Below are 22609 nucleotides of genomic sequence, written 5' to 3' on the forward strand. Positions count from 1 at the left end.
ACCCGGCCGACGGAACTTAAGTCGGGTCCCGGCGGCGCCGGGCCCCTAGATTGGCGGCATGACCTCCACCGCCGAGAAGGCGACCCTCCTGCAGGAGCTGCACGCCGCGCCCGAGCTGCTGCTCGTCGTCAACGTCTGGGACGCGATCACCGCCAAGGTCGTCGCCGAAACGCCGGGCACGAAGGCGCTCGCGACACCCAGCCACGGCATCGCCGCCTCGCGCGGCTACCCGGACGGCGAAAAGATCCCGCGCGACGAGATGATCGCCGAGGTCGCCCTGATCGTCCGGACCGCCGGCGACCTGCCGGTGACCGCGGACCTCGAAGCCGGCTACGGCGACCCGGGCGGCACCATCACCCGCGCGATCGAGGCCGGCGCCGTCGGCGCGAACCTCGAAGACCAGATGAAGCCGCTGGACGAAGCCGTGAAGGCGGTCGAAGCCGCCGTCGCGGCCGCGCAGTCGGCGGGTGTCGACTTCGTCCTCAACGCCCGCACTGACGCGTTCATCAAGGTCGGCGACCCCGAAGAGGCGCTGAAAGAGGCCCTCACCCGCGGCCGCGCGTACCTCGACGCGGGCGCGTCCAACTTCTTCGTGCCGGGGCGCTTGGACGAAGCCCAGGTCACGCAGCTCGTCGAGGCGCTGGGCGAACGCAAGGTCAACCTGATCGGCATCCCCGGCTCGATCCCGCTGGCCCGGGCACAGGAACTGGGTGTCTCGCGGGTGTCGTACGGGCCGTGGAGCCAGAACGTCGCGCTGACGGCCCTGGCGAAGCTGGCCGAAGACGTCTACGCCGGCGGCGGCCTGCCCGCCGACACACGCAAGCTGAACTGACGGCGGCCCGGCCCGGTCAGCCGCCCACGTGAATGCCGGGGCGGCGGGCCGGGTCGGTCTCGGTCGTGCGCAGGATCTCGCGGACCACCGGCGCCGTGTCGCCGCGGCCGAGGATCAGGTACCGGAACAAGTGCCCGAGCGGGTTGCCTTCCGACCACTCGAAGTGGCACTGCGGCAGCACGTCCCTCGCGTCGCGCAGGGCCAGGAGGACCGCCGCGATCGCGTTCGGGGCCGCCGGGCTCTGGGCGCGCAGGATGCGGTAACCGTCGACCTCCACACCGCGCACCTGGAGCACGTTGCTGAACTCCGACGGGTCGACGACGTCGATCTCGAGGAAGAGCACGTCCGCCGTGCCGGGCAGCGGGTTCATGCTCCGCTGCTCGGCTTCCTTCGCCGAATACTCCGCGAGGTCGCCACCCTGGCGGCGGTTGGCGATGATGTGCAGCGCGCCGTCGTTGGCGAGCGAGTCGGTGACGAACCGGCGGGCCGTCTCGTCGAACTCGATCCGCTCCGCGCGCAGTTCCGTCGTCCGGGACACTCGCGAAACCAGCGACACGACGATGATGCCGAGGATGAACAACGCCGAGATGGCCAGGCCGTCCGGCTTCTCGATGACGTTCTCGACCAGCGCGTAGAGCAGCACCAGCGTCAACACGGCGAACCCGATGGTGCCGGCGTGCTGCTTGCGGCGGATCGACGAGATCGTGACGGCGACCGCGCCGGAGACCATCATGGCGAGGATCCCGGTCGCGTAGGCGCCGGCCTGGGCGTTGACGTCCGCGCCGAACGCGACCGTGATCAGGACGCTGATCACCGTGTAGACCAGGACGACCGGCCGGACCGCGCGGCCCCACTCCGGCGCCATCCCGTACGAGGGCAGGTACCGCGGCACGATGTTGATCAGCCCGGCCATCGCCGACGCCCCGGCGAACCACAGGATCAGCACGCTGCTGACGTCGTAGACCGTGCCGAAGGCTTCACCGAGCTCCTGGTGCGCGAGGTAGGCCATGGCCCGCCCGTTCGCCTCGCCGCCTTCCTTGAACTTCTCGGCGGGGATCAGGACGGTGGTGATGAAGCTCGTCGCGATCAGGTACACCGACATGATCAGCGCGGCGAGGGTCAGCAGCTTGCGGGTGTTGCGGATGCGCGACTCGAGGCGCTCCTCGTCCGTCTTGCCCTCGGCCGCGACCAACGGCATCATGCTGACGCCGGTCTCGAACCCGGACATCCCCAGCACCAGCGCCGGGAACGCGATCACGGCCGGCCCGACGATGCCGGTGAACCCGCCGCCGCCCGAGGTGAGCGCGTCCGTCCAGCGGGACAGCGCCGCGCCGTCGGAGAACAGGTCGATGCCGCTCACGACCACCACGGCGGCGTTGAGCAGCAGGAAGATCGCGACGAGCGGGATGGCGACGCCGACCGCCTCGCTGAAGCCCAGCAGGAAGACGCCGCCGAGGATCAGCAGCAGCACGACCGTGATCAGCACCGCGTGCCCGTGCAGGAAGCCGGGCAGGTATGGGTTCTCCAGCAGGTGCACGGACGCGTCCGCCGACGACAGCGTGATCGTGATGATCCACGACGTCGCGACGAACCCCAGCAGCACCAGCACGAAGATCTTGCCGCGCCAGAACGGCAGCAGGTCCTCCAGCATCGCCACCGACCCCTGGCCGCGCGGGCTTTCGCGGGCGACCCGCCGGTACATCGGCAGCATGCCCAGCAGCGTCAGCGCGACGATCAGCAGGGTGGCCAACGGCGACAGCGCGCCGGCCGCGAGCGCGGCGATTCCCGGCAAATAGGACAAAGTTGAGAAGTAGTCGACACCGGTGAGGCACATGACCTTCCACCACGACTGCGGCTTCCCGTGGTCCTCGGCGGATTCCGGCCCCGCGGGGGCGACCCGTTGCGCCAGCAGCCACCGCACCGCCGAACCGGACGGCGGCTTCGCCGTCACGGGACTGTCGACGACGTCCGGGATCGCGAATTCAGGTGTGGTGCTCAAGCTTCGACTCCCCGATCGACGGCGTGCTGCACTCCCGGCCGACAACAATGCCCGATCCACATCGGACCGGCACACCCGCCCCGGCGAACACCGGCATCCGGCCAGTACGGCGACCAGGGCTGGTCGCCGTGGCGCGGGGTGTGGCGCGCCTCGATGCGGTCACGCGCGGTGTCGGCCCCGCGGCCCGGATAGCCTGAGGTTCGTGACCGTCGAGCTGGCCCTGCTGTCCCGGGTCTCCTTCCGCGGCCGGGAGATCACCGGCGCCCGGCCGGGCTCGCTGCTGGCGCTGCTCGCCGGGGACCTGCGCACCGGCTGCAGCGCGGACCGGCTCGTGGCCGGGCTCTGGCCGGACGACCGGCCCGAGCACCCGGCCAAGGCGCTGCAGATCCTGGTGTCGCGCACCCGGGCGCGCCTGGGTCCCGACGTCATCGTGACCACCCCGACCGGCTACCGCCTCGCGTTGGCCGAAGACCAGGTCGACACGTCGGCCGTCGTGCGGCACGCGGCCCTGAGCGAGCAGTCCGCCCGGACGGGTGACCACGCGGCGGCCCTCCACCACGCCGAAGCCGGGCTCGCGTTGTACGACGGGCGTGAGGACACCACCGGCGACGACCCGCTGTCCGCTCTGCGGGCCGCCCGCAGCGCGACGCACCGGACACTCAGCCTCGCCCGCGCACTCGCGCTGGCGAGACTCGGCCGGCACGCCGAAGCCGCCGGCCCCCTCGGCGAGCTGGCCCGGGAACGGCCCCGCGACGAGGAAATCCTGCTGGAGCTGCTGCGCTGCGAGGCCGCGATCGCCGGCCCGGCCACCGCACTGGCCCGCTACGAGAACCACCGGCGGACACTGCGCGACGAACTGGGCAGCGACCCCGGGCCCGCCTTGCGGGAACTGCACCGTGAACTGCTGCTCGCGGACACCCCGGTGCAGCGGCACGGCCTCCGGCACGAGCCGAACCCGCTGCTGGGCCGGGACGAGGACCTCACCGCGGTGACCGCGCTGCTGCGGACGTCGCGGGTCGTGTCGATCGTCGGTCCCGGCGGCCTCGGGAAGACCCGGCTCGCGCACGCCGTCGGGCGGCGGGCCGACCAGCGGGTGGTGCACTTCGTCGAGCTGGCCGGGCTGCCCGCGGACGGGGACGTCGCGGCGGCGGTCGCGGCCGGGTTCGGGGTCGGTGGCACCGTCGCCGGGATCGCCGAAGCGCTCGGCACCGGGCCGGTGCTGCTGGTGCTGGACAACTGCGAGCACGTGGTCGGCGGCGCGGCGGACCTCGTCCACGGCCTGGTGTCGCTGAGCGCCGGCCTGCGGGTGCTCACCACCAGCCGGGCGCCGCTCGGCGTGTCGTCCGAATCCGTCTACCCCTTGCCCGTGCTCACGCTCTCGGTGGCCGCCGAGCTGTTCACCCAGCGGGCCCGCGCGGTCCGGCCCGGCGCCGACCTCCCCGCCGAGGCCGTCCGGCAGCTCTGTGCCCGGCTGGAGGGGCTGCCGCTCGCCGTGGAGCTGGCCGCGGCGCGGGTCCGGGTGCTGTCCGTCGCCGAGATCACCGATCGGCTGGCGGACCGGTTCGCCCTGTTGCGCGGCACCGCGCGGGACGCGCCCGGCCGGCACCGGACGCTGCACGCCGTCATCGACTGGAGCTGGCACCTGCTCGACGACGCCGGCCGGGCCGCCATGCGCACGCTTTCGGTGTTCCCCGGCGGTTTCACGGCCGACGCCGCGCGTCACGTGCTCGGCGACGACACCGTGCTCGAGCGGCTGGTCGACCAGTCGCTGCTGGAACCCGTCGACAACACCGCGGGCACCCGGTTCCGGATGCTGGAGACGGTGCGCGAGTTCAGCGCGGCGCGCCGGGCGGAGGTCGACGGCGAAACCGCCCGTGTCCTCGACGGTTTCCTCGCCTGGGCGCGGGACTTCGGCACGGCGCACCACGATTCGGTCGTCGGGCCCGACCTCGTCCAGGCCGCCGGCCGGATCCGGGTCGAAGAGGACAACCTGGCGCTGGCCCTGCACCACGGGCTCGCCCGGGACGACGGGGCCGCCGTCGCCGCGATCGCCGCCGTCCTGGGCAGCCTGTGGGTCACCGAGTCGAACTTCACGCGGCTCACCGCGCTGGCCCGGGAAACCGCCTGGCTGCTGTCGCACTACCGCCCGGCTCCCGCCTTCCTCGAAGCCACCCGCACCGCGGCCGTGCTGGGCGCGCTGATCAGCCTCCTCATGCGCACCGCGGAAGCCCGGCGCACCCTGGTCACCCTCCGCCGGCTGCCCGCCGCACCACCGGACGACCCCGTCCGCGCCATCCAGGCCGCGTTGTGCGCCCCGGACCCCCAAGCGCTGCACCGACTGTGCAACGACGACCGGCCGATGCTCGCGGGCATGGCCGGCTACGTCGCCAGCTACGAACGGGAAAGCGCCAACGACCTCGACGGCGCGCTGCGGGCGGCCCGCCGGATGCTCGACCGGCTCGACGACGAAGGCACCCCGCTCCCCCGGGCCCTCGCCCACGCCCGCGTCGGCGAGCTGTGCCTCCAGGTCGAGCCCGGGGAGGAGGCTCTGCGCCACATCGATGTCGCGTTGAAGCTCCTCGAAGAGCTCGGCGCGCGATCCACCTCCACCCGCGCCCGCTGGGCGAAGGTGCTGGCCAACCTCCAGCGCGGCGCGTTCGACGAAGCCGAGCAGGGCCTGCAGCCGGGCGCGGGCGAAGACGAGACGCTCGAGCTGCCGATGTTCGACGTCTGCTCCCGCGCCGAAATCCTGCTCAGCCGCGGGGACGTCGACGGCGGGCTGCGCCTGTGGCGCGACGCCGCCGACCAGCTGCGGGCCACCACCGGCGCCGGGCTCTGGCAGTGGGAGGTCCAGGCCGTCGCCGTGGTCACCCACGCCCGGCACGGCCGGCTGGACCTCGTCGACGGCCTGACCGCGGCCCTGCCCGGCCCACTGTCCACAATGGTCACTTCGGTGCCGGTGGTGGAGTTCCCGGCCTGCGGCTCACTTCTGGTGGCCCTCGGCGTCACCGACGTCGGCCGTGGCGCCACGGCCGAGGGCGTCCGCCTGATCGCCCTCGCCGAGCGGTTCGGGCTGCAGCGGTCGTTCCAGCCGGCCATGTCGCTCACGCGGCTGCGGGACGTTGCCGTCCAAGCCGACCCCTCGGCGTACGCCGAAGCTGTCTCGACGTACGCCGGCCTGGACCACGACGGCCTCCGCGCCGCGGCGGTGGCGGCGCTGCGCTCCCGGGGTCAGCTCGGATCGCGGCCGAACAGCGCCCGCGCCCAGAAGTAGCCCGCCAGCGCGAGACCCAGACACCAGCCGACGGCGACCAGGCCGTGCCCGGCCACCGGGGTGCCCAGCAGCAGCCCGCGCAGCGCGTCGATGATCGGGGTGAACGGCTCGTGCGCGGCGAACCAGCGGACCGCCCCGGACATCGCGTCCGGGGACACGAACGCGCTGCTGAGGAACGGCAGCACCTGGACGGCGAACGTGAACGGCGCGGTGCCCTCGGCGGTCTTGGCGGCCAGCCCGACGGCGACGCCGAGCCAGGTCAGGGCGAGCGTCAGCAGGGCGAGCAGGCCGAAGGCGCCGAGCCACCGGAGCGGGTCCCCGCCCGGGCGGAAGCCCAGCAGCAGCGCGACCACGACCACCAGGCACGCACTGACCAGCGTGCGGACGACCGAGCCGACGACGTGCCCGGTCAGCACCGACGCGCGGGAGATCGCCATCGTGCGGAACCGGGCGATGATGCCCGCGGTCATGTCCCGGTTGACCGCCATCGCCGTGGTGGTCGCCCCGTAGCCCACGGTCATCAGGAGGATCCCGGCAACGAGGTAGTCGAGGTAACCACGCCCCTGCGCCGCTGGGCCGAGGCCGGTGGTCAGCGCGCCGCCGAACACACCGACGAACAGCAGCAGGAGGACCACCGGCAGCGCGATGGTCATGACCATCGCGCTCGGGTTGCGCAGCGTGTGGCGGAAGTTGCGCCGCACCATGGTCGTCGTGTCGCTCATCGGACCGGCTCCTTCGGGGTGGTCGGGTGGCCGGTGAGGGCGAAGAAGACGTCGTCGAGGTCGGGAGTGTGCACGGTCAGCTCGCCGGCCTCGATCCCGGCACGGTCCAGGCGGTCCAGCACCGACCGCAGAGCGCGGACGCCGCCGTCGCCGGGCACTTCGAGGGTGACGGCTTCGTCGTCCCGTCGCCCTTCTCCGAACGCGCGAGCCGCCGCGTCGAGCTCGGCGGCGTCGCGGAACTGGAGGCGCACGTGGCCGCCGGGGACGCTGCGCTTCAGCTCCTTCGCGGTCCCCATCGCGACGATCTCGCCGCGGTCGAGGACCGCGATCCGGTCGGCCAGCTCGTCGGCCTCGGCCAGGTACTGGGTGGTCAGGAAGATCGTGACACCGCCGGCGACCAGGTCCCGGATGATCTCCCACAGCGTGTGGCGGCTGCGCGGGTCGAGCCCGGCGGTCGGCTCGTCGAGGAAGATCACGCGCGGTTCGCCCACCAGCGTCATCGCCAGGTCGAGGCGGCGGCGCATGCCCCCGGAGTAGGTCGACGCGAGCCGCGCGGACGCCTCGGCGAGGTCGAACCGGTCGAGCAGTTCGGTGGCCCGCCGCCGGCCCTCGGCCCGGCCGAGGTGGTGCAGGTCGGCCATCAGGACCAGGTTCTCGGTGCCGGTCAGCAGGTCGTCCACGGCCGAGAACTGGCCGGTGACCCCGATCGCGGCCCGCACCGCGTCCGGGTCCGTGGCCAGGTCGTGCCCCGCGATCCGGGCCTGCCCGCCGTCCGCGCGGATCAGCGTGGAGAGGATCCGCACCGCGGTGGTCTTGCCGGCCCCGTTCGGCCCCAGCAGGGCGAAGGTCGTCCCGGCGGGCACGTCCACGGTGAAATCGTCGAGCACGACCCGGTCGCCGAACGCCTTGCGCAGCCCGGTCACCGCGATCGCGGATGCAGCGCTGTCCATGCGCCTCCTTTGGTCACCACGGCCCGGACGGCCGCGACGAGGAAAGGATGCGAGGGACGGGCTTCAGGACGGTTTCACCGCGGTTTCCGCGGCGGGCGGCTCAGCCGTCGGACGCCTTCCCGACCGGCTCGAGCAGCCGTCGCGGCGTGGGGCCGGCGCCCGCCGGCTCGAAGCCGGGGCCGCGCTCCAGGCGGATCGCGGGCACCGGGACCACCGCGCCGCACTCTTCGCACCGGCCGTCGCGGTCGAGCAGACCGCCGTCCTCGTCATGGCGGAAGACGCGCTTCGCGCCCGCCGGCGAATAGAAGTCGTCACCCCAGGCCATCATCGCGCGCAGGATCGGCCAGAGTTCGAGGCCCTTGCCGGTGAGGTGGTACTCGACGGCACCCCCGCCGGTGTCCTCACGGGTCAGCACGCCCTCCTGCACCAGCGACTTCAGCCGGGTGGTCAGGACCGCGCGCGGGATCCCGAGCCGGTCGGCGAAGTCCCCGAACCGGCGGACGCCGAAGAACGCGTCGCGCACGATGAGCAGCGTCCACCGCTCCCCGACGATCTCGAGGGAGCGCGCCAGTGAGCAGTTGCGGTCCGCGTAGGTGCTGGGGAGAACCATGCCCCCAGCGTACTCCTGCTAGTTCACTCATTGAACTGCCCCGTGCTACGGTGCGGTAGTTCAATGACCGAACTAACCGGCGAGGGGTTTCTCGATGACAGACGACCGGCTCTTCCTGATCACCGGCGCCACCGGCAAGACCGGGCGCGCCACGGCCGAGCTGCTGCTGGCGGGCGGGCACCGCGTCCGGGCCATGGTGCACCGGGACGACGAACGGTCGCGCGCGCTCGCCGCGGCCGGGGCCGAAGTGGTCCAAGCCGATTTGCTGGACCTCGACGACGTGACCGCGGCCGTGCAGGGCGTCAGCGGCGCCTACCTGTGCTACCCGATCCGCGACGGGCTGCTCGAGGCGACCGTCAACTTCGCCCAGGCGGCCACGGAAGCGGGCGTCCGGTCCGTTGTGGACATGTCGCAGATCTCCGCCCGCCGGGCGGCCGGCAGCCTCGCCGCGCGGCAGCACTGGCTCGCCGAACGCCTGCTGGACCGGACCGGCCTGCGCACCACACACCTGCGTCCCACGTTCTTCGCCGAGTGGCTCACGACGTGGTGGGAACGGCGCGGCGGCGAAGGCTTCCTCCGGCTCCCGTTCGGCGAGGGCCGGCACGCGCCGATCGCCGCGACCGACCAGGCCCGCGTGATCGCCGCGGTGCTCGCCGACCCCGAGCCGCACGACCGCGCCGGCTATTCGCTGCACGGCCCGGTCGAGCTGGACCACCACGACATCGCCCGCACGATCTCCGGTGTGCTCGGCATCCCGGTGCACTACGAGCCGATCAGCGTTGAGGAGTTCGCCTCGGCGATGAGGCGGCGCGGGATGGCCGCGCACCCCGTGCAGCACCTGAGCAACGTCGCCGTCGACTACCGGAACGGCGTGTTCGCCGGCACGAACGACGTCGTCGAGCAGGTCGGCGGCCGGGCACCACTGTCCGTCGAGCGGTTCGTCGTCGAGCGCAAGGCCGACTTCGAGACGAGCGGCCCCAACTTCGTCCCTGCCCCGTGAGGAGAACACCCATGTCATCCGTGCTCATCACCGGCGCGTCCAAGGGCATCGGCCGCGCCATCGCCGTCGAGCTCGCCGGCCGGGGCCACCGGGTGGTCGCCACCGCGCGCCGTCCCGAAGCCCTGGACGATCTTCCGGTCGACCAGCGCCTGCGCCTCGACGTCACCGACGACAACAGTGTCCGGCAGGCCATCCACGCCGCGGGGGACATCGACGTCCTGGTCAGCAACGCCGGCGAGACCGTCCGCGCGCCACTGGAAAGCGTTCCGTTGGCGGAGGTCGAACGGCTCTTCCGGCTCAACACCGTGGGCGCGCTGCGGGTGGCGCAGGGGGTGCTCCCCGCGATGCGGGCGCGCGGCTCGGGTCACCTCGTGTTCGTGTCCAGCGTCCAGGGCCGGCTCGTGCTGCCGATGATCGGCCCGTACGGCGCCAGCAAATGGGCGCTCGAGGCGCTGGCCGAGACACTCGCCATCGAAACGGGCCACTTCGGTGTCAAGGTGAGCATCGTGCAGCCGGGCGCCGTGTCGTCGGGCGGCGCCGAGCGCGCCCCGACGTTCCTGGCGGACGACGGCCCGTACGCGCCGTTGTACCGGCAACTCGGTGCTCTGCGCGGGGAAGCCGTCACCCCGGAGGAGGTCGCTGCCTCGGTGGCCGACACGATCGAGAATCCGGCGCCGCCGCTGCGCGTGGCGGTCGGCGCCCCGGCGGAACGGATGTTGCGGGCCCGGAAGGCGGCTCCGGAGACCGAGCCGTTCCTGGCGGTCGACCTCGACTGGTAGCCGCCGGCGACCAGCGCCTTGCGGTTTTCCTCAAGGAAACCGCACGACGGACTCCGCATGGTGGGCCGGCGCGGCGATCGCCGCACGGAGATGTGGAGGGGTTCATGATCAGGAGAGTCATCGCGACGCTGGGGGTGGCGGCCGCGGCCGTGCTGGGCGTGGCCGTGCCCGCTTCGGCGCAGGCGCAGGCCGCCCCGGACTGCCAGCACAAGAGCGGTTACGGAACCATCGTGAAGACCGCGCCGGTGACGGCGCTGACCGGCGGGACCCGGGTCGCGACCGTCGAACTGTGCCGCGACAGCGCGTACAACTACTGGGGCTTCGTGATCTACAGCAGCCCGATGACGGTCAGCGAGTACGCGCAGGTCTACCTGCAGACCTACCGGGACGGATCCTGGGTCAGCGATGTCACGTGCGACACCGCCGGCGGCAACGGCCGTGTCGCGCCGGGGCAGACCCGGTGCTGGACGCCGAAGGTGAACGGTGTCAGCGGCAGCTACACCTTCCGCGCGCGGTCGGACAAGTTCAGCAGCCACACCGGCAACCTGCTGGCCTACGGCTACACGGTCGTCGCGCGCTGACCACGCGGGCCGCCGTCCCGGCCGCACCGGGACGGCGGTCCGTCCGCGGGTTCAGCGCGCCGAGCCCGTGGAGGCGGCGGTCCGCATGCGCTCGTGGATCGCCGTGACGTCGCTGTCCAAGCCGCGCTCGGCGTAGATCGCGGCCGCTTCCCGCCAGCACGCGAGCGCTTCGTCCGCCCGGCCCACGTGGTGCAGCGAGCCCGCCAGAACCGCCAGGGGCGGCGCCAGTGTCTCGTCCTGGCTGCCGAGCGAAGCCCGGCCCAGGCTGATCGCCCGGCGGCAGTGGGCCATGGCCCGGTCGTGGTCGCCCAGGCCCTGCCACGCCTTGGCGAGTGCCGTGAGCGCGCACGCTTCACCGTCGGAGTCGCCGATCCGGCGGCGCAGGCTCGCGCTGCGTTCGCTGTGCTCGATCGCCTTGTCGTGGTTGCCGAGGTCGGCATGCACCGAAGCGAGCACGCCGTCGACGACCGCTTCCCAGCGGCCGGTGTCGACGCCCCGGCTCAGCGTGAGGGCGCTTTCGAGGCGCTGCAACGCTTCCGTGTGCCGTCCTTGGCCGAGCATCAGCCGGCCGAGGTCGTTGAGGGCGGCGATGCGGATGGGCGGGTGGCCGGCTTCCCGGGCCAGCTCGGCGGCGCGGGCCAGGTCGGCTTCGGCCTCGGGCCGGTTGAGGTGGAGCAGGGCTTCACCGCGGGCGAGCAGGACGTTCGCCTCGTGCGCGTGGTCCCCGGCCCGCCGCGCCGCGACCAGGCCCGCGTCCGCGGTCGCGATCCGCTCTTCCCAGCCGCCCATCAGGATGAGGAACCCGAAGGCGTCGACCAGCCCCACGGCGTGCCGGTCCAGTTCCGCGTCGACGGCGTGGTGCAGGGCGGCGACGAGGTTCGCGCGCTCCGCGGCGAACCAGGACCAGGCGTCGTCGCGGTCGGCGAGAGTGTGCTCGTGCGGAGGTTCGGGCGGGGCGGTCACGAGCCGGGTGCTGGCCGGGTAGAGCAACCGGTCGGCGCGGTGGGCGGTGTGGCCGTACCAGGTCAGCACCGCGTCGACGGCGTGGCGCCGGTCGTCCGGGCCGTCCAGTTCGCGCGCCTGCTCGGCCGCGTACGCACGCAGGAGGTCGTGGAAGCGGTAGCGGTCCCGCGCGACGAGCGTGATGAGGTTGGCGTGCACCAGGGCGGCGAGCAGCTCACGGGTCTCCCGCGGCGGCAGGCCCACGAGGGCCGCGGCCGCGGGCAGGGAGACGTCGGGGCCGGGGTGCAGGCCGAGCCGCCGGAACAGCAGCGCCTGCGGCGCGGGCAGTCGTTCGTAGGACCAGTCCAGCACGGTGCGGACGGCGGCGTACGGATCCTGTCCCCACGCCAGCGCGTCGAGCCGGGAGCGGTCGTCGCCGGCGAGTTCGGCCACGACGTCGGCGACGGACACGTGCCGGTGCGCGGCCACCCGGCCGGCCGCGATCCGCAGCGCCAGCGGCAGCCGGGCGCACAGCCCGACCAGTTCCCGCAGGGCCTCGGGCTCCGCCGCGGCCCGGCCGGCGCCGACGATGCCGTCGACCAGGTGCAGTGCTTCGTCGAAGGAGAGCACGTCGAGGGTGAGCCGGTGGGCGGCTTCGGTGATCACGAGACCGGTGAGGCTGTCGCGGCTGGTGACCAGGACCATGCTGCCCGGCGAGCCCGGCAGCAGCGGCCGCACCTGCTCGGCGCTGTTGGCGTTGTCGAGCACCAGCAGCATCCGCCGGCCGGCGAGCAGCGTGCGCAGCAGCCCGGACCGCGCGCCGGTGCCCGCCGGGACGGCCGCCGCGGGCACGCCGAGCGTGACCAGGAAGTCGTCGAGGGCTTCGTCCGGCGACGCGGGGCGGCCGGGACCGTAACCCCGGAGGTTGGTGTGCAGCGTGCCGTCGGGGAACCGGTGCTGGACGCGGTGCGCCCAGTGCACGGCGAGCGTCGTCTTGCCGATGCCCGCCGAGCCGTCGAGCGCGGAGATCACCACCGCCTGCCCGGCGGCCTGGCCGTCCTCGGGCGGCAGCAGCGCATCGAGCTCGGCGAGGTGATCTTCGCGGCCGGTGAAGTCGCGGATCGCCGGCGGGAGCTGCCGCGGCACGAGCGGCGCGGGAGCCGCCGCCGGCCGGTGCGTGCCGAGGAGCTGCCGGTGCAGTTCTTCCAGCGGCGCGGCGGGATCCACACCCAGGTCGTCGGCGAGGCGGGTGCGGACCCGCCGGTAGTGCTCGAGCGCGTCGGCCGTCCGGCCGGCCCGGTGCAGGGCCGTCAGGTACTGGCGGGCGATCCGCTCGTCGTAGGGGTGCGCGGCGGCCAGCGTCGCGAGCTCCGTGACCAGCCGTGCGCCCTCCCCCAACCGGAGCCGCACCTCGACCAGCTCGAGCCGGGCCGCCAGCCGCTCGCCGCCGAGGCGTTCGCGTTCGGACTCCGCCCATTCGCCGGCGAGACCGGCCAGCGCCGGCCCGCGCCACAGCGACAGCGCCTCGGTCAGCCGGGACGCGGCACGCTCGTCGCTGGAGTCGGCATTGGCCTTTGCCCGCAGGTCCTCGAAGAGGTGCAGGTCGACCTCGGCCGCACCGGTCTCCAGGACGTAACCGCCGGCCCGCCGGGTGATCGTCACCTCTCCGGTCACGGCCAACGCCCGCCGCAGCCGCGAAACGTAGCTGTGCACGGTCTCCCGCCCGCGGCGCGGCGCGGCGGCACCCCAGACCCGTTCGACGAGCAGGTCGACCGGCACCGCCCGGTCCCGGTCGACGACCAGCGCGGCCAGCACGCAGCGCTGCTTGGGATGCCCGAGATCCACGGCCGCGCCGTCGGCGGACGCGCCGACCTCCCCCAGCACACGCAGCACCGCACCGCTCCTCCCCGCAGCCGCCGCTCACCACCCTATGACAGGCAAGCGGGCCGGCGGCGGGGTCACGGCACGGCGTCGCCGGCCACGACCGGGCCGCCCGCCGGTTCCGTGTCGCTCAGCGGAACATCCCGCCGGTCGCGGATGAAGAAGCTCGCGACGAGCCCGAGCACGGTCATGCCCGCCAGGTACGCGCACACCGAATAAACGGTGCCGGTGCTCGACTGCAGGGCTTCGGCGATCGTCGGGGCGAACGCGCCACCCAGGACGGCGCCGATCGCGTACGAGATCGCCGCGCCGCTGTAGCGGACGTGCGTCGGGTACATCTCCGCGTACAGCGCCGCCTGGGGGCCGTAGGTGAACCCGAGGCCGACGGAGAACAGCACCAGCGCGAGCACCAGCAGGCCCACGTTCGCGGTGTCGAGCAGCGCGAAGAACGGGACCATCCACACCAGCTGGACGGCAAAACCGATGCGGTACACCACGATCCGCCCGATCCGGTCGGCGAGGTGGCCGCCGATCAGGGTGCTCACCAGCCACGCCACCGCCGACACCATGACCGCAGCCAGCACCGTGGACCGGTCCAGGTGCAGCGTCTTCACCGCGTACGACTGCACGTACCCGCCGGTCGTCATGTAGCCGACCGCGTTGTTCGCCGCGAACAGCACCGCGCCCAGCAGGACCAGCGGCCCGTGGTGGCGGACCAGCGGGACCAGCGGCAGGCTCGACCGGCTGCGGGTCCGGCGGACCTCCTCGAACACCGGGCTCTCCGCGACGCGGCTGCGGATCGCGAAGCCGACGACGATGAGCACAAAGCTCAGCAGGAACGGGATCCGCCAGCCCCACGCGAGGAACTGCGCCGGGGTGGTGACCGCCGCGGCCAGCGCGAGGGCGCCGTTGGCCAGCAGCAACCCCAGCGGGACGCCGATCTGCGGGAACGCGCCGTACAGCCCGCGGCGGCCGGCCGGAGCGTGTTCGACGGCCAGCAGCGCCGCGCCGCCCCATTCGCCGCCCGCGGACAAGCCCTGCACGATCCGCAGCACCACCAGCAGGATCGGCGCCGCCACGCCGATGCTCGCGGTGCCGGGCACCAGGCCGATCAGCACCGTGGAGACGCCCATCAGCAGCAGTGTCGCGATGAGCATCGCGCGCCGGCCGAGCCGGTCGCCGAGGTGGCCGGCGATCACCGCGCCGATCGGCCGGAAGAAGAAGCTGATCCCGACCGTGGCGAACGACAGGATGAGCGCGTCCTTGCCCAGCGCGGAAAAGTACTGCGTCGCGAAGACCAGCCCCGCAGAGATCGCGTAGACGAAGAAGTCGTACCACTCGATCGTCGTCCCGGCCATCGCGGCGAGCACCACGCGGCGGTGCTCACGGTTGATGCTTCCGAACAGGCGCGCCATGACCACTCCTTTGTGCCCGTGGATCGTGGCCCGGATCGTATATGGTTTCCGATATGATCGGCAAGAGGTCGCCGACGCACTGCGGCGCCGGTCCCCCGGAGGGGCCGGCGCCGCGAGCGTGAAAAACGGTCAGTCGGTGAGGGTGGCGGGGTCGCTGGTGCTCGGCCGGCCCGTCTCCACGTGCCCGGCCAGCCGGCGCAGGAACTTCGGGTCGTGGTCCGACACCACCGAGACGTCGTACCAGTGGTTGCTGCGCCGGGTGTCCACGTGCTCGACGACCCGCGCCCCCGGCCGCAGCAGCCGGGTCGCCGAACGCCGGCCGTAGGCGTCCTTCAGCGTCAGCCGCACCGGGGTGGTGCCGCCGTTGGTCAGCACCAGCGTGAGGTCGTCGCCGTCGCAGCGCACGCCCACCTCGGGCCCGGCCGTGGTGCCGCGGAACTGCCGTACGAAGCCGTTCGGCCCGTGCGCGGTGCAGTCGTAACCACCGGCGGCGGGCAGCGTGGCGGACAGCGAGCGCCCGGCGCCCGCGGTGTAGGTCCGCGGGTCAGCCGAGGGTGAGGTGAGGTTGAAGGTCGCGCCCGCGCGGCCGTGGTTGGCGAACGTCACCGTCAGGTTCCCGCCGGCCACCCGGGCGTCGGCCGCCAGGTCGTACGGCAGCGCCCGCGCCGGCCGCAGCCCGCGCTCCTGCTTCGGCAGCACGCCGTGGGCCGGAACCTGCGGCACGTAGTCCGGGTGCCGCACGCGGTCCGGCGGGGCGTACCCGGCGGTGTCCGGCAGGGCGGGGACCTTCGTGTCGGTGTGCGCGAAGTCGAACGCCGAGGTCAGGTCACCGCACACCGACCGCCGCCACGCCGAGATGTTCGGCTCGTGCACCCCGAAGCGCCGCTCGACGAACCGGATGATCGAGGTGTGGTCGAAGGTCTCCGAGCACACCCAGCCGCCCTTGCTCCACGGCGAGACCACCAGCATCGGGACACGCTGGCCGAGCCCGTACGGGCCGGGCTGCTGCGCCGAGCCGGTGTAGATCTCCCCGGTGGTGTCCACAGTGGACTGACCGGCCGAGGCGTACGGCGGGAGCACGTGGTCGAAGAAGCCGTCGTTCTCGTCGTAGGTGATGAACAGCGCGGTCTTGCTCCACACCTCCGGGTTCGCCGTCAGCGCGTCGAGCACCTGTGCGATGTACCAGGCGCCGTAGTTCACCGGCCAGTTCGGGTGCTCGCAGAACGCCTCCGGCGCCGCGATCCACGACACCTGCGGCAGCTTCCCGGCCTTGACGTCGGCGCGGAGGTGGTCGAAGTAGCCGTCGCCGGCCTTCGCGTTCGTGCCGGTGCGGGCCTTGTCGTACAGCGGGTCGCCCGGCTTGGCGTTGCGGTAGGAGTTGAAGTACAGCAGCGAGTTGTCGCCGTAGTTGCCGCGGTAGGCGTCGTCGATCCAGCCCCAGCCCCCGGCGGCGTCGAGGCCGTCACCGACGTCCTGGTAGACCTTCCACGACACCCCGGCCTGCTCGAGCCGCTCGGGGTAGGTCGTCCAGGAGTAGCCCTTCTCGTCGTTGCCGAGGACCGGTCCCCCGCCGGAGCCGTCGTTGCCCGTGTAGCCGGTCCACATGTAGTAGCGGTTCGGGTCGGTCGAACCCATGAACGAGCAGTGGTAGGCGTCGCAGATGGTGAACGTGTCGGCCAGCGCGTAGTGGAACGGGATGTCTTCGCGGGTCAGGTACGCCATGGTGGTCGAGCCCTTAGCGGGCACCCACTTGTCGTACCGGCCCTGGTTCCACGCCGCGTGCGTGTCGTTCCAGCCGTGCGGGAGGTCCTGGATGAACTGCAGGCCCAGGTTGTCCGCTTCGGGACGGAAGGGCAGGATGTCGCGCGTCCCGTCCGACTGCGCCCAGACGGGCTTGCCGGAGGCCAGAGCCGCCGGCCGCGGGTCACCGAAGCCGCGCACCCCGCGCAGCGTGCCGAAGTAGTGGTCGAACGACCGGTTCTCCTGCATGAGGACCACGACGTGCTCGATGTCCCGCAGCGTCCCGGTGCGGCGGAGAGCGGGGATCTCCGCCGCGCGGGCGATGCTGGTGGACAGCGCGGAAAGGGCAGCGGTGCCGCCGGCCAGCTGCAGGAAACGTCGGCGGTTGACGTCCGTCATGGGGACTCCGGGGGTGTCGTGGTGGGAAGCCGGGCCAGTATGGGTCGCTGATCGAGAACCGTTGCCGGGCCCGAGGCTAACGCCGGGCGAAACCCTGGTAAACGCCTGAAGGTAGGGCGCTACGGCCGGTGGCTGGTGTGGGTGAACTCGACGGTCGACAGCATCGAGTCCCCGGACGTCCCGTTCGTCCGGTTCCGCCCGAAGGCCAGGACTTTCTCCGGCACGACCGCGAACACCGCGGAGTCGTGACCGGCCTGGCTGAACCCCTCGCCGGTCACGTCGTAGCGCCAGCTGCCGTCCCATTTGGACAGCCAGGCATCGGCGAGCCGTTCGAGGACCGGCCGGTCGGTGACGCGGCGCGCCACACCTTCCACCACGACGTCGAGCCCGTCGTCCCAGGTGTTGCACCCGGTCGTCAGCACGACGGCCGGGTTGGCGGTGAGGTTGAGGTACTTCTGCTCGGTGGCGCCGGTGCTGAAGTGGACGGCGCCGTCGAGCCACACCGCGACCAGCGGCGTGACGTGCGGCCGGCCGTCGGCGCGCACCGTCGTGAGCCAGCTGATCTGCGCCGTTTCGAGCACCTTCACCGTTTCGGACCAGCCGGTGGCTTCGGTGCCGGGATCGCTGAACCGTTCGTCGAGCCGGGTCTGCATGATCACTCCGATCGTCGGTTTTCTACGGCCGCGGCATAGGCCGCGTCCAGGCGTGCCGCGACGGTCGGGCCGTCCGGCGCCTTCCCGCGGCGAGCCGCGGGTCCGAGGTGGGTTTCGCGCAGTTCGTCCATGAAGGCTTCCCACAGCGGCGGGCCACCGGCGGTCAGCACTTCGGCGCGCGCGGCGTACGCGTCGGCCACCGGCAGGTGCCGGACGCCCCAGGCGCTGAGCTGCGCCAGGACCGGCACCAGCTCGATGGCCCGCTCAGTGAGGCTGTAGGTGACCTTCTGCTTGTGCGAAGGATCGCCCGCCCTGGTGAGCAGCTCGTGCTCGACGAGCACGCCGAGCCGGTCGGCGAGGATGTTCGACGAGATCCGCTCTTCCCCGCCGAGCAGCTCGCGGAAGTGCCGCGCCCCGCCGAACACGACGTCCCGCAGCACGAGCAGGGTCCACCGGTCACCGAAGATCTCCAGCGACAGGTTGATCGGGCAAGCCGATCGCGAATCCTTCCGCACCGCTTCCACCTCACAACTGGTTGCATTGCTGCACCAGTATGGGGGCCGGGCGGGGTGGCCGCAACACTCAGCGCCCGGCCGGCCCGCGGACATAGCGGCTCGCCCTCAGGTCACCGGGCATGACGAGCGTCGGCCTCGACAGGACCTCGCGGTTGTACCGGGTCGCCGGCAGGGCCGCGCAGTGGCCGAACTCCGGGTCGATCTCCGCCAGGGACAGCACCACCTGGAACCCGTCTTCGGACACCGCCAGGACGACCACGGTCAGACCGGACATCTTGTGCTTCGAGGTCCAGCGGGAGCGGACCTTCCCGCAGCACGTCGTACCGGTGCACACCCAGCACCTCGTGCCGCTCCCGCTTGCGGCAGGTCACGTGGTCGACGTCGAGCCGGACCTGCGAACGGTCCCGCAGCTCACCGACGTCGATCAGCCGCGACGCGCATCCACCCCGCGATCAGGCGGTTGCCAGGGAGATCTCCGTCGACTTGACCAGCGCGACCACCTTCGAGCCGGCCTCGAGACCCAGCTCGGTGACGGCTTCCCGGGTGATCGAAGCGGTCAGCTCGCCGCCCTCGACGGCCACCTTCACCGTCGCCATCGCCCCGCCGGTCGCGACGGCGGTGACCTCGCCCGGCAGCTGGTTGCGGATGCTGATGCCGCGCACCGGGCCCGTCGCCAGCGAGACCTCGGTCGACTTGACCAGCACGCGCACGGCCGATCCTTCGGCGAGACCGAGGTCCTCGACGGCTTCCCGGGTGACGGCGGCCGTCACCTCCTGCCCGCCGGACAGGCGTGTCTTGACCGTCGCCATCACCTCGCCCGGCGTGACGGCGGAGACCGTCCCGGCGAGCTGGTTGCGGATGCTCAGACCCATGGCCGGGACTGTAACCGCGCCCGGGAAACCCCGCCCCTCAGAGCCGGGAGACCTGGTAGTGGCCGATGAGCCAGCCGTCGCCGGTGCGGCGGAGGAGGACACCCAGGTGGACCGTGATCGCCGGCCGGTCCGTGAAGCCGAAGACGACGCTCGCGTAACCGAAGACGACGTCCTCGGCGGGGCGGCGGGTTTCCACGATCGTGTAGTCCGCGGTCATGCCCGGAGGCTGGGAGTCGTAGTACTCCGCCACACCTTCGCGGCCGACGCTGTACGGGTGCAGGCCCTGGAAGATCGCGTCCTCGGTGAAGTACGTCGCGACGCGCCCGGGGTCGTGCGCGTCGACCGCCGACTTCCAGCCGTCCAGCACGGCCGTGAGGATTTCGGTGCTCATGCCGGTTTTCCTTTGCTGTGGAAGGGTTTCAGTGCCCGGCACTCTGGCCGCCGTCGACGTGCAGGATCTCCCCCGTGACGAACGGTGCGCCTTCCAGGTAGGCGACCGCGTCGACGATGTCGGCGATGTCGCCCATCCGCCCGACCGGGTGCAGGCTCGCGAGCGCGTTGTGGGTTTCGGCCGGGTGCATCGGGGTGCGGATGATCCCGGGTGACACGGCGTTCACGCGGACGCCCCGCGTGGCGTACTCGATCGCGAGCGACTTCGTGACCGCGTTCAGGCCGCCCTTGGTCAGTGACGCCAGCGCCGACGGCACGGCGCTGTTCGCGTGGTCGGTCAGGCTGGTCGTGACGTTGACGATGTGGCCGCCGCCGGTCTTGAGCATCGCCGCCAGCGCGTGCTGGGTGATCTCGAAGAAGCCGCGCAGGTTCACGCCGGTCACCAGCTCGAAGTCGGCGGCGGTGTACTCCGTGAACGGCTTCGCGACGAAGAGGCCGGCGTTGTTGACGAGCGTGTCGACGCGGCCGAAGGTGGCCAGCGCCCGCTCGATCACCCGGGCGCCGACCGCGGGGTCGGCGATGTCGCCCGCGACGGTCAGGATCCCGGCGTCACCGGACGGGGTGATGGACCGCGAGTTCGCGACCACGGCGTACCCGAGCTTGCGATACGATTCGACCAGCGCAGCGCCGATGCCCTGCGAAGCGCCGGTGACCACCGCGACCTTCTGAGTGCTCATGACTGTGGACCTCCTTGAGGGGTTTTGCTCTTCCTGAGCCGATGGTGTGCCGGGGCGCGGGCCGCCGCCACGACCGGTTCGCTCTCAGCTGGGAGGCCCGCCCTCCCAGCGCACTAAGCTCCGGGTATGGAGCTACGCCAGCTTCGGTACTTCGTGTCCGTCGCCACAGAACTGCACTTCGGCCGGGCCGCCGAGCGGCTGCGCATCGCCGGGCCTTCGCTGTCCCAGCAGATCAAGGCGCTGGAACGCGACCTGGGTGTCCGCCTCTTCGACCGCGACCGCCGTTCGGTCACGCTCACCGAGTGCGGCGAGGCACTGCTGCCCCGGATCCGCGCCCTCCTCGAGCAGGCGGACGAGCTGCGCCGGTCGGCGGCGGGGCTGGCCGCGAGCGAGCCGGTGCGGCTCGGTTACGTCAGCTGGCGCCCCGCCGACCTGCTCGACCGGGTGGCCGGGGTGGCGCAGCTGCACGTCGACCCGTGGGTGCTGCCGTCGCACGCCCAGGCACGCCGGGTCGCCGACGGCAGCATCGACCTGGCGATCTGCTGGGTGCGTGCGGCGGACCTGGCCGAGCACGACCTGACCGGCCGGCTGATCGGCGCGGACCGGCTGTACGCGATCGGCGCCGGCACCGCCGCCGAGGTGGCGGCGAAGGACGTCGTGGTGCTCGTGGACCCCGACACGACGAGCTGGGCGTCCTGGAACGTCTACGCGGAGGAGTTCGCCGCGGCCACCGGCGCGACGGTCGTCCAGGCCCCGGAAGGCACCGCCACCGGCCCGGCGTTCTTCGACTACATCCGGAAGCTGCGGCGCCCGGTGCTCAACAACCCGAAGGGCCAGACGGCCCCGACACCGCCGGACCTGGCGCGCCGGCCGGTGGTGGATCCGGCGCCGTTCTGGACGTGGTCGCTGGTGGCGCGCCGCGACGAGACGCGCACCGCCGTCCGGGCGACGATCGAGGTGCTCACCCGCGACGTCGGGCGGCTCGACCTCGACTCCGGCGAAGCGTGGCTGCCCGCCGACGACCCGCACATCGCTGCCACCGCACCAAAAGCGTGACTCACCGCGCCGCCAGCACCACGAGGTCCCGGCCCGCTTCCTTGCCCGCGTAGAGCGCGTTGTCCGCGGCCCGGATCAGATCGTCCAAACCGGACTCCGGCAGCGCCGGGTACAGCGCCGCGCCGATGGTCGCCGACAGCTCCACCAGCTCGCCCGACGGGGCCGTGATGCGCAGGGCCCGGATGCGGCCGCGGATGCGCTCGGCGATGGTGCGGGTTTCGTCCTGGTCGACCCCCGGGAGCAGGACCGCGAACTCCTCACCGCCGTAACGGCCGACGGCGTCACCGCGGCGGACCGTCTTCGCGAGCACCGCCGCCACCTCCGCGAGGACGTCGTCGCCGACGAGGTGGCCGTGGGTGTCGTTGATGCGCTTGAACCAGTCGAGGTCGATCATCAGCACCCCGACCCGGCCGCCGGTGGCGCGGGCGCGGTCGAGCGCGTGCTCGGCCTGGTCGTGCCACGCGATCGCGTTGAGCAGCCCGGTGCGCTGGTCGGTGCGGGCGGCGATCTTGAACTGGTCGAGCTGGACACACTGGTGCAGCGCGAACGTCGGGATGATCATCAGCAGCGCGACGGGCGGCCACCACAGCAGCGCGAGCGCCATGAACACGCCGAGCGCCAGCTGGCTGACCTCCAGCAGGTTGTCCGACGCGCTGCCCAGCACCTGCCGCCGGTGCTCGATGGGAACGGTCCAGGCGATGACCGTGCCGACGAGTGCGGTGTTGACCGCCCACTGCACCCCGGCGGCCGCGACCACGGCCGCCAGGTCGGCCCAGCCCGGCCGCGCGCCGGAGCTCAGGTGGGCGCCGGTCAGCTGCAGCACCGCGAACGCCGCCGACGCGGCCAGCGCGAGCGTCGCGGCGGTGAACACCGTGCGGTGCGGCGGCCGGAACGGGTCGAACCGGTTGACCAGCACCCACCGGTGCCCGTAGATCACGGCCACCAGCGCCAGTTCGAGCACCAGCGGCAGCACGACCACGCCGGCGAAGATCCAGACGCTGCAGAGGTCCACGTACGGCGAACCCGACCGGTCGCGGCGACGGCGTTCGATGGCGTGGGACGCGTGCAGGTGCAGGATCGCCGCGGCGGCGAGCCAGCCCGCCGCCGCCCATTCCCGGGCGTCCGGCCCGGCCCGGACCGCGAACACCAGCACGACCAGCGCCGCCAGGTCGACACCGAGGACGAACGCTCGCACGCGTCCGGGTAACTGCCAGAGTTTCCACCGCGGTGGCGCCCAGCCCCCGCCGGTGGTCTCACGTCCG

20 protein-coding genes are annotated in these 22609 nt (G+C 72.6%); 6 read left to right on the top strand and 14 right to left on the bottom strand.

The genetic code is table 11. From position 1 onward, the window contains the following. Positions 1-58: 58 nt before the first annotated feature. Complete coding sequence (locus ACIA5G_RS13650) at positions 59-832, top strand: isocitrate lyase/phosphoenolpyruvate mutase family protein (protein WP_395923134.1); 774 nt, start codon at positions 59-61, stop codon at positions 830-832. Positions 833-848: 16 nt separating this feature from the next. On the opposite strand, the gene ACIA5G_RS13655 is transcribed toward ACIA5G_RS13650, so the two are convergent. Next, positions 849-2831 (bottom strand): amino acid transporter, encoded by a 1983-nt coding sequence (locus tag ACIA5G_RS13655; protein WP_395923135.1) that lies wholly within the window; start codon positions 2829-2831, stop codon positions 849-851. A 202-nt stretch (positions 2832-3033) separates the two neighbouring features. Between ACIA5G_RS13655 and ACIA5G_RS13660 the strand changes: the two genes are divergently transcribed. Next, positions 3034-6105, top strand: a complete 3072-nt coding sequence (locus tag ACIA5G_RS13660; RefSeq protein WP_395923136.1) for an ATP-binding protein — start codon at positions 3034-3036, stop codon at positions 6103-6105. Here ACIA5G_RS13660 and ACIA5G_RS13665 read toward each other — a convergent pair. The 3 genes from ACIA5G_RS13665 to ACIA5G_RS13675 all read right to left on the bottom strand — a co-directional run bounded on the left by ACIA5G_RS13665 (position 6063) and on the right by ACIA5G_RS13675 (position 8387). Then, entirely contained in the window at positions 6063-6827 is a 765-nt protein-coding gene (locus ACIA5G_RS13665) for an ABC transporter permease (RefSeq protein ID WP_395923137.1), read from the bottom strand. The genes ACIA5G_RS13660 and ACIA5G_RS13665 overlap by 43 nt on opposite strands. Further along, a complete protein-coding gene (locus ACIA5G_RS13670) occupies positions 6824-7777 on the bottom strand; it encodes an ATP-binding cassette domain-containing protein (RefSeq protein WP_395923138.1) in 954 nt (317 codons plus the stop codon). Before ACIA5G_RS13670 ends, ACIA5G_RS13665 begins: the two co-directional genes overlap by 4 nt. Positions 7778-7877: 100 nt before the next feature. Beyond that, positions 7878-8387: a winged helix-turn-helix transcriptional regulator gene (locus ACIA5G_RS13675; protein ID WP_395923139.1), complete on the bottom strand. Its 510-nt coding sequence runs from the start codon at positions 8385-8387 to the stop codon at positions 7878-7880. Positions 8388-8481: 94 nt separating this feature from the next. Between ACIA5G_RS13675 and ACIA5G_RS13680 the strand changes: the two genes are divergently transcribed. The 3 genes from ACIA5G_RS13680 to ACIA5G_RS13690 all read left to right on the top strand — a co-directional run bounded on the left by ACIA5G_RS13680 (position 8482) and on the right by ACIA5G_RS13690 (position 10747). Then, positions 8482-9387, top strand: coding sequence for an NAD(P)H-binding protein (locus ACIA5G_RS13680; protein ID WP_395923140.1), 906 nt, complete (start codon positions 8482-8484; stop codon positions 9385-9387). Positions 9388-9398: 11 nt separating this feature from the next. Further along, positions 9399-10166, top strand: a complete 768-nt coding sequence (locus tag ACIA5G_RS13685; RefSeq protein ID WP_395923141.1) for an SDR family oxidoreductase — start codon at positions 9399-9401, stop codon at positions 10164-10166. A 104-nt stretch (positions 10167-10270) separates the two neighbouring features. Beyond that, a complete protein-coding gene (locus ACIA5G_RS13690) occupies positions 10271-10747 on the top strand; it encodes a hypothetical protein (protein ID WP_395923142.1) in 477 nt (158 codons plus the stop codon). A 51-nt stretch (positions 10748-10798) separates the two neighbouring features. Here the strand turns inward: ACIA5G_RS13690 and ACIA5G_RS13695 are convergent, their stop codons facing one another. The 9 genes from ACIA5G_RS13695 to ACIA5G_RS13735 form a co-directional block, all read right to left on the bottom strand. Then, positions 10799-13582, bottom strand: a complete 2784-nt coding sequence (locus tag ACIA5G_RS13695; protein ID WP_395923144.1) for a BTAD domain-containing putative transcriptional regulator — start codon at positions 13580-13582, stop codon at positions 10799-10801. Between the two features lie 65 nt (positions 13583-13647). Beyond that, positions 13648-14985 carry an MFS transporter gene (locus tag ACIA5G_RS13700; RefSeq protein WP_395923145.1) on the bottom strand — a complete coding sequence of 446 codons (1338 nt, stop codon included), beginning with the start codon at positions 14983-14985 and terminating at the stop codon, positions 13648-13650. 129 nt (positions 14986-15114) lie between these two features. Next, a complete protein-coding gene (locus ACIA5G_RS13705; protein ID WP_395923146.1) occupies positions 15115-17124 on the bottom strand; it encodes a phosphocholine-specific phospholipase C in 2010 nt (669 codons plus the stop codon). 119 nt (positions 17125-17243) lie between these two features. After that, positions 17244-17777, bottom strand: a complete 534-nt coding sequence (locus ACIA5G_RS13710) for a pyridoxamine 5'-phosphate oxidase family protein (RefSeq protein ID WP_395923147.1) — start codon at positions 17775-17777, stop codon at positions 17244-17246. A gap of 2 nt (positions 17778-17779) precedes the next feature. Further along, positions 17780-18292 carry a winged helix-turn-helix transcriptional regulator gene (locus ACIA5G_RS13715; protein WP_395923148.1) on the bottom strand — a complete coding sequence of 171 codons (513 nt, stop codon included), beginning with the start codon at positions 18290-18292 and terminating at the stop codon, positions 17780-17782. Positions 18293-18359: 67 nt separating this feature from the next. Beyond that, complete coding sequence (locus ACIA5G_RS13720; RefSeq protein WP_395923149.1) at positions 18360-18566, bottom strand: hypothetical protein; 207 nt, start codon at positions 18564-18566, stop codon at positions 18360-18362. 178 nt (positions 18567-18744) lie between these two features. After that, positions 18745-19164 carry a molybdopterin-binding protein gene (locus ACIA5G_RS13725; protein WP_395923150.1) on the bottom strand — a complete coding sequence of 140 codons (420 nt, stop codon included), beginning with the start codon at positions 19162-19164 and terminating at the stop codon, positions 18745-18747. A 37-nt stretch (positions 19165-19201) separates the two neighbouring features. Beyond that, positions 19202-19555: a YybH family protein gene (locus ACIA5G_RS13730; protein WP_395923151.1), complete on the bottom strand. Its 354-nt coding sequence runs from the start codon at positions 19553-19555 to the stop codon at positions 19202-19204. Positions 19556-19583: 28 nt separating this feature from the next. Next, positions 19584-20291, bottom strand: a complete 708-nt coding sequence (locus ACIA5G_RS13735) for an SDR family NAD(P)-dependent oxidoreductase (RefSeq protein ID WP_395923152.1) — start codon at positions 20289-20291, stop codon at positions 19584-19586. Positions 20292-20417: 126 nt separating this feature from the next. On the opposite strand from ACIA5G_RS13735, the gene ACIA5G_RS13740 reads away from it, so the two are divergent. Continuing rightward, complete coding sequence (locus tag ACIA5G_RS13740) at positions 20418-21347, top strand: LysR family transcriptional regulator (protein WP_395923153.1); 930 nt, start codon at positions 20418-20420, stop codon at positions 21345-21347. A 1-nt stretch (position 21348) separates the two neighbouring features. On the opposite strand, the gene ACIA5G_RS13745 is transcribed toward ACIA5G_RS13740, so the two are convergent. Next, positions 21349-22542, bottom strand: a complete 1194-nt coding sequence (locus ACIA5G_RS13745) for a GGDEF domain-containing protein (protein ID WP_395923155.1) — start codon at positions 22540-22542, stop codon at positions 21349-21351. Positions 22543-22609: the final 67 nt, after the last annotated feature.

It is taken from the genome of Amycolatopsis sp. NPDC051758, from assembly GCF_044453095.1.
Taxonomy (GTDB): Bacteria; Actinomycetota; Actinomycetes; order Mycobacteriales; family Pseudonocardiaceae; genus Amycolatopsis.

Coding starts and splice junctions, on each gene's coding strand:
- ACIA5G_RS13650 (WP_395923134.1), top strand. CDS start 59: ATGACCTCCACCGCCGAGAAGGCGACCCTCCTGCAGGAGCTGCACGCC.
- ACIA5G_RS13665 (WP_395923137.1), bottom strand. CDS start 6,827: ATGAGCGACACGACGACCATGGTGCGGCGCAACTTCCGCCACACGCTG.
- ACIA5G_RS13670 (WP_395923138.1), bottom strand. CDS start 7,777: ATGGACAGCGCTGCATCCGCGATCGCGGTGACCGGGCTGCGCAAGGCG.
- ACIA5G_RS13675 (WP_395923139.1), bottom strand. CDS start 8,387: ATGGTTCTCCCCAGCACCTACGCGGACCGCAACTGCTCACTGGCGCGC.
- ACIA5G_RS13680 (WP_395923140.1), top strand. CDS start 8,482: ATGACAGACGACCGGCTCTTCCTGATCACCGGCGCCACCGGCAAGACC.
- ACIA5G_RS13685 (WP_395923141.1), top strand. CDS start 9,399: ATGTCATCCGTGCTCATCACCGGCGCGTCCAAGGGCATCGGCCGCGCC.
- ACIA5G_RS13690 (WP_395923142.1), top strand. CDS start 10,271: ATGATCAGGAGAGTCATCGCGACGCTGGGGGTGGCGGCCGCGGCCGTG.
- ACIA5G_RS13700 (WP_395923145.1), bottom strand. CDS start 14,985: ATGGCGCGCCTGTTCGGAAGCATCAACCGTGAGCACCGCCGCGTGGTG.
- ACIA5G_RS13705 (WP_395923146.1), bottom strand. CDS start 17,124: ATGACGGACGTCAACCGCCGACGTTTCCTGCAGCTGGCCGGCGGCACC.
- ACIA5G_RS13710 (WP_395923147.1), bottom strand. CDS start 17,777: ATGCAGACCCGGCTCGACGAACGGTTCAGCGATCCCGGCACCGAAGCC.
- ACIA5G_RS13720 (WP_395923149.1), bottom strand. CDS start 18,566: ATGTCCGGTCTGACCGTGGTCGTCCTGGCGGTGTCCGAAGACGGGTTC.
- ACIA5G_RS13725 (WP_395923150.1), bottom strand. CDS start 19,164: ATGGGTCTGAGCATCCGCAACCAGCTCGCCGGGACGGTCTCCGCCGTC.
- ACIA5G_RS13730 (WP_395923151.1), bottom strand. CDS start 19,555: ATGAGCACCGAAATCCTCACGGCCGTGCTGGACGGCTGGAAGTCGGCG.
- ACIA5G_RS13735 (WP_395923152.1), bottom strand. CDS start 20,291: ATGAGCACTCAGAAGGTCGCGGTGGTCACCGGCGCTTCGCAGGGCATC.
- ACIA5G_RS13740 (WP_395923153.1), top strand. CDS start 20,418: ATGGAGCTACGCCAGCTTCGGTACTTCGTGTCCGTCGCCACAGAACTG.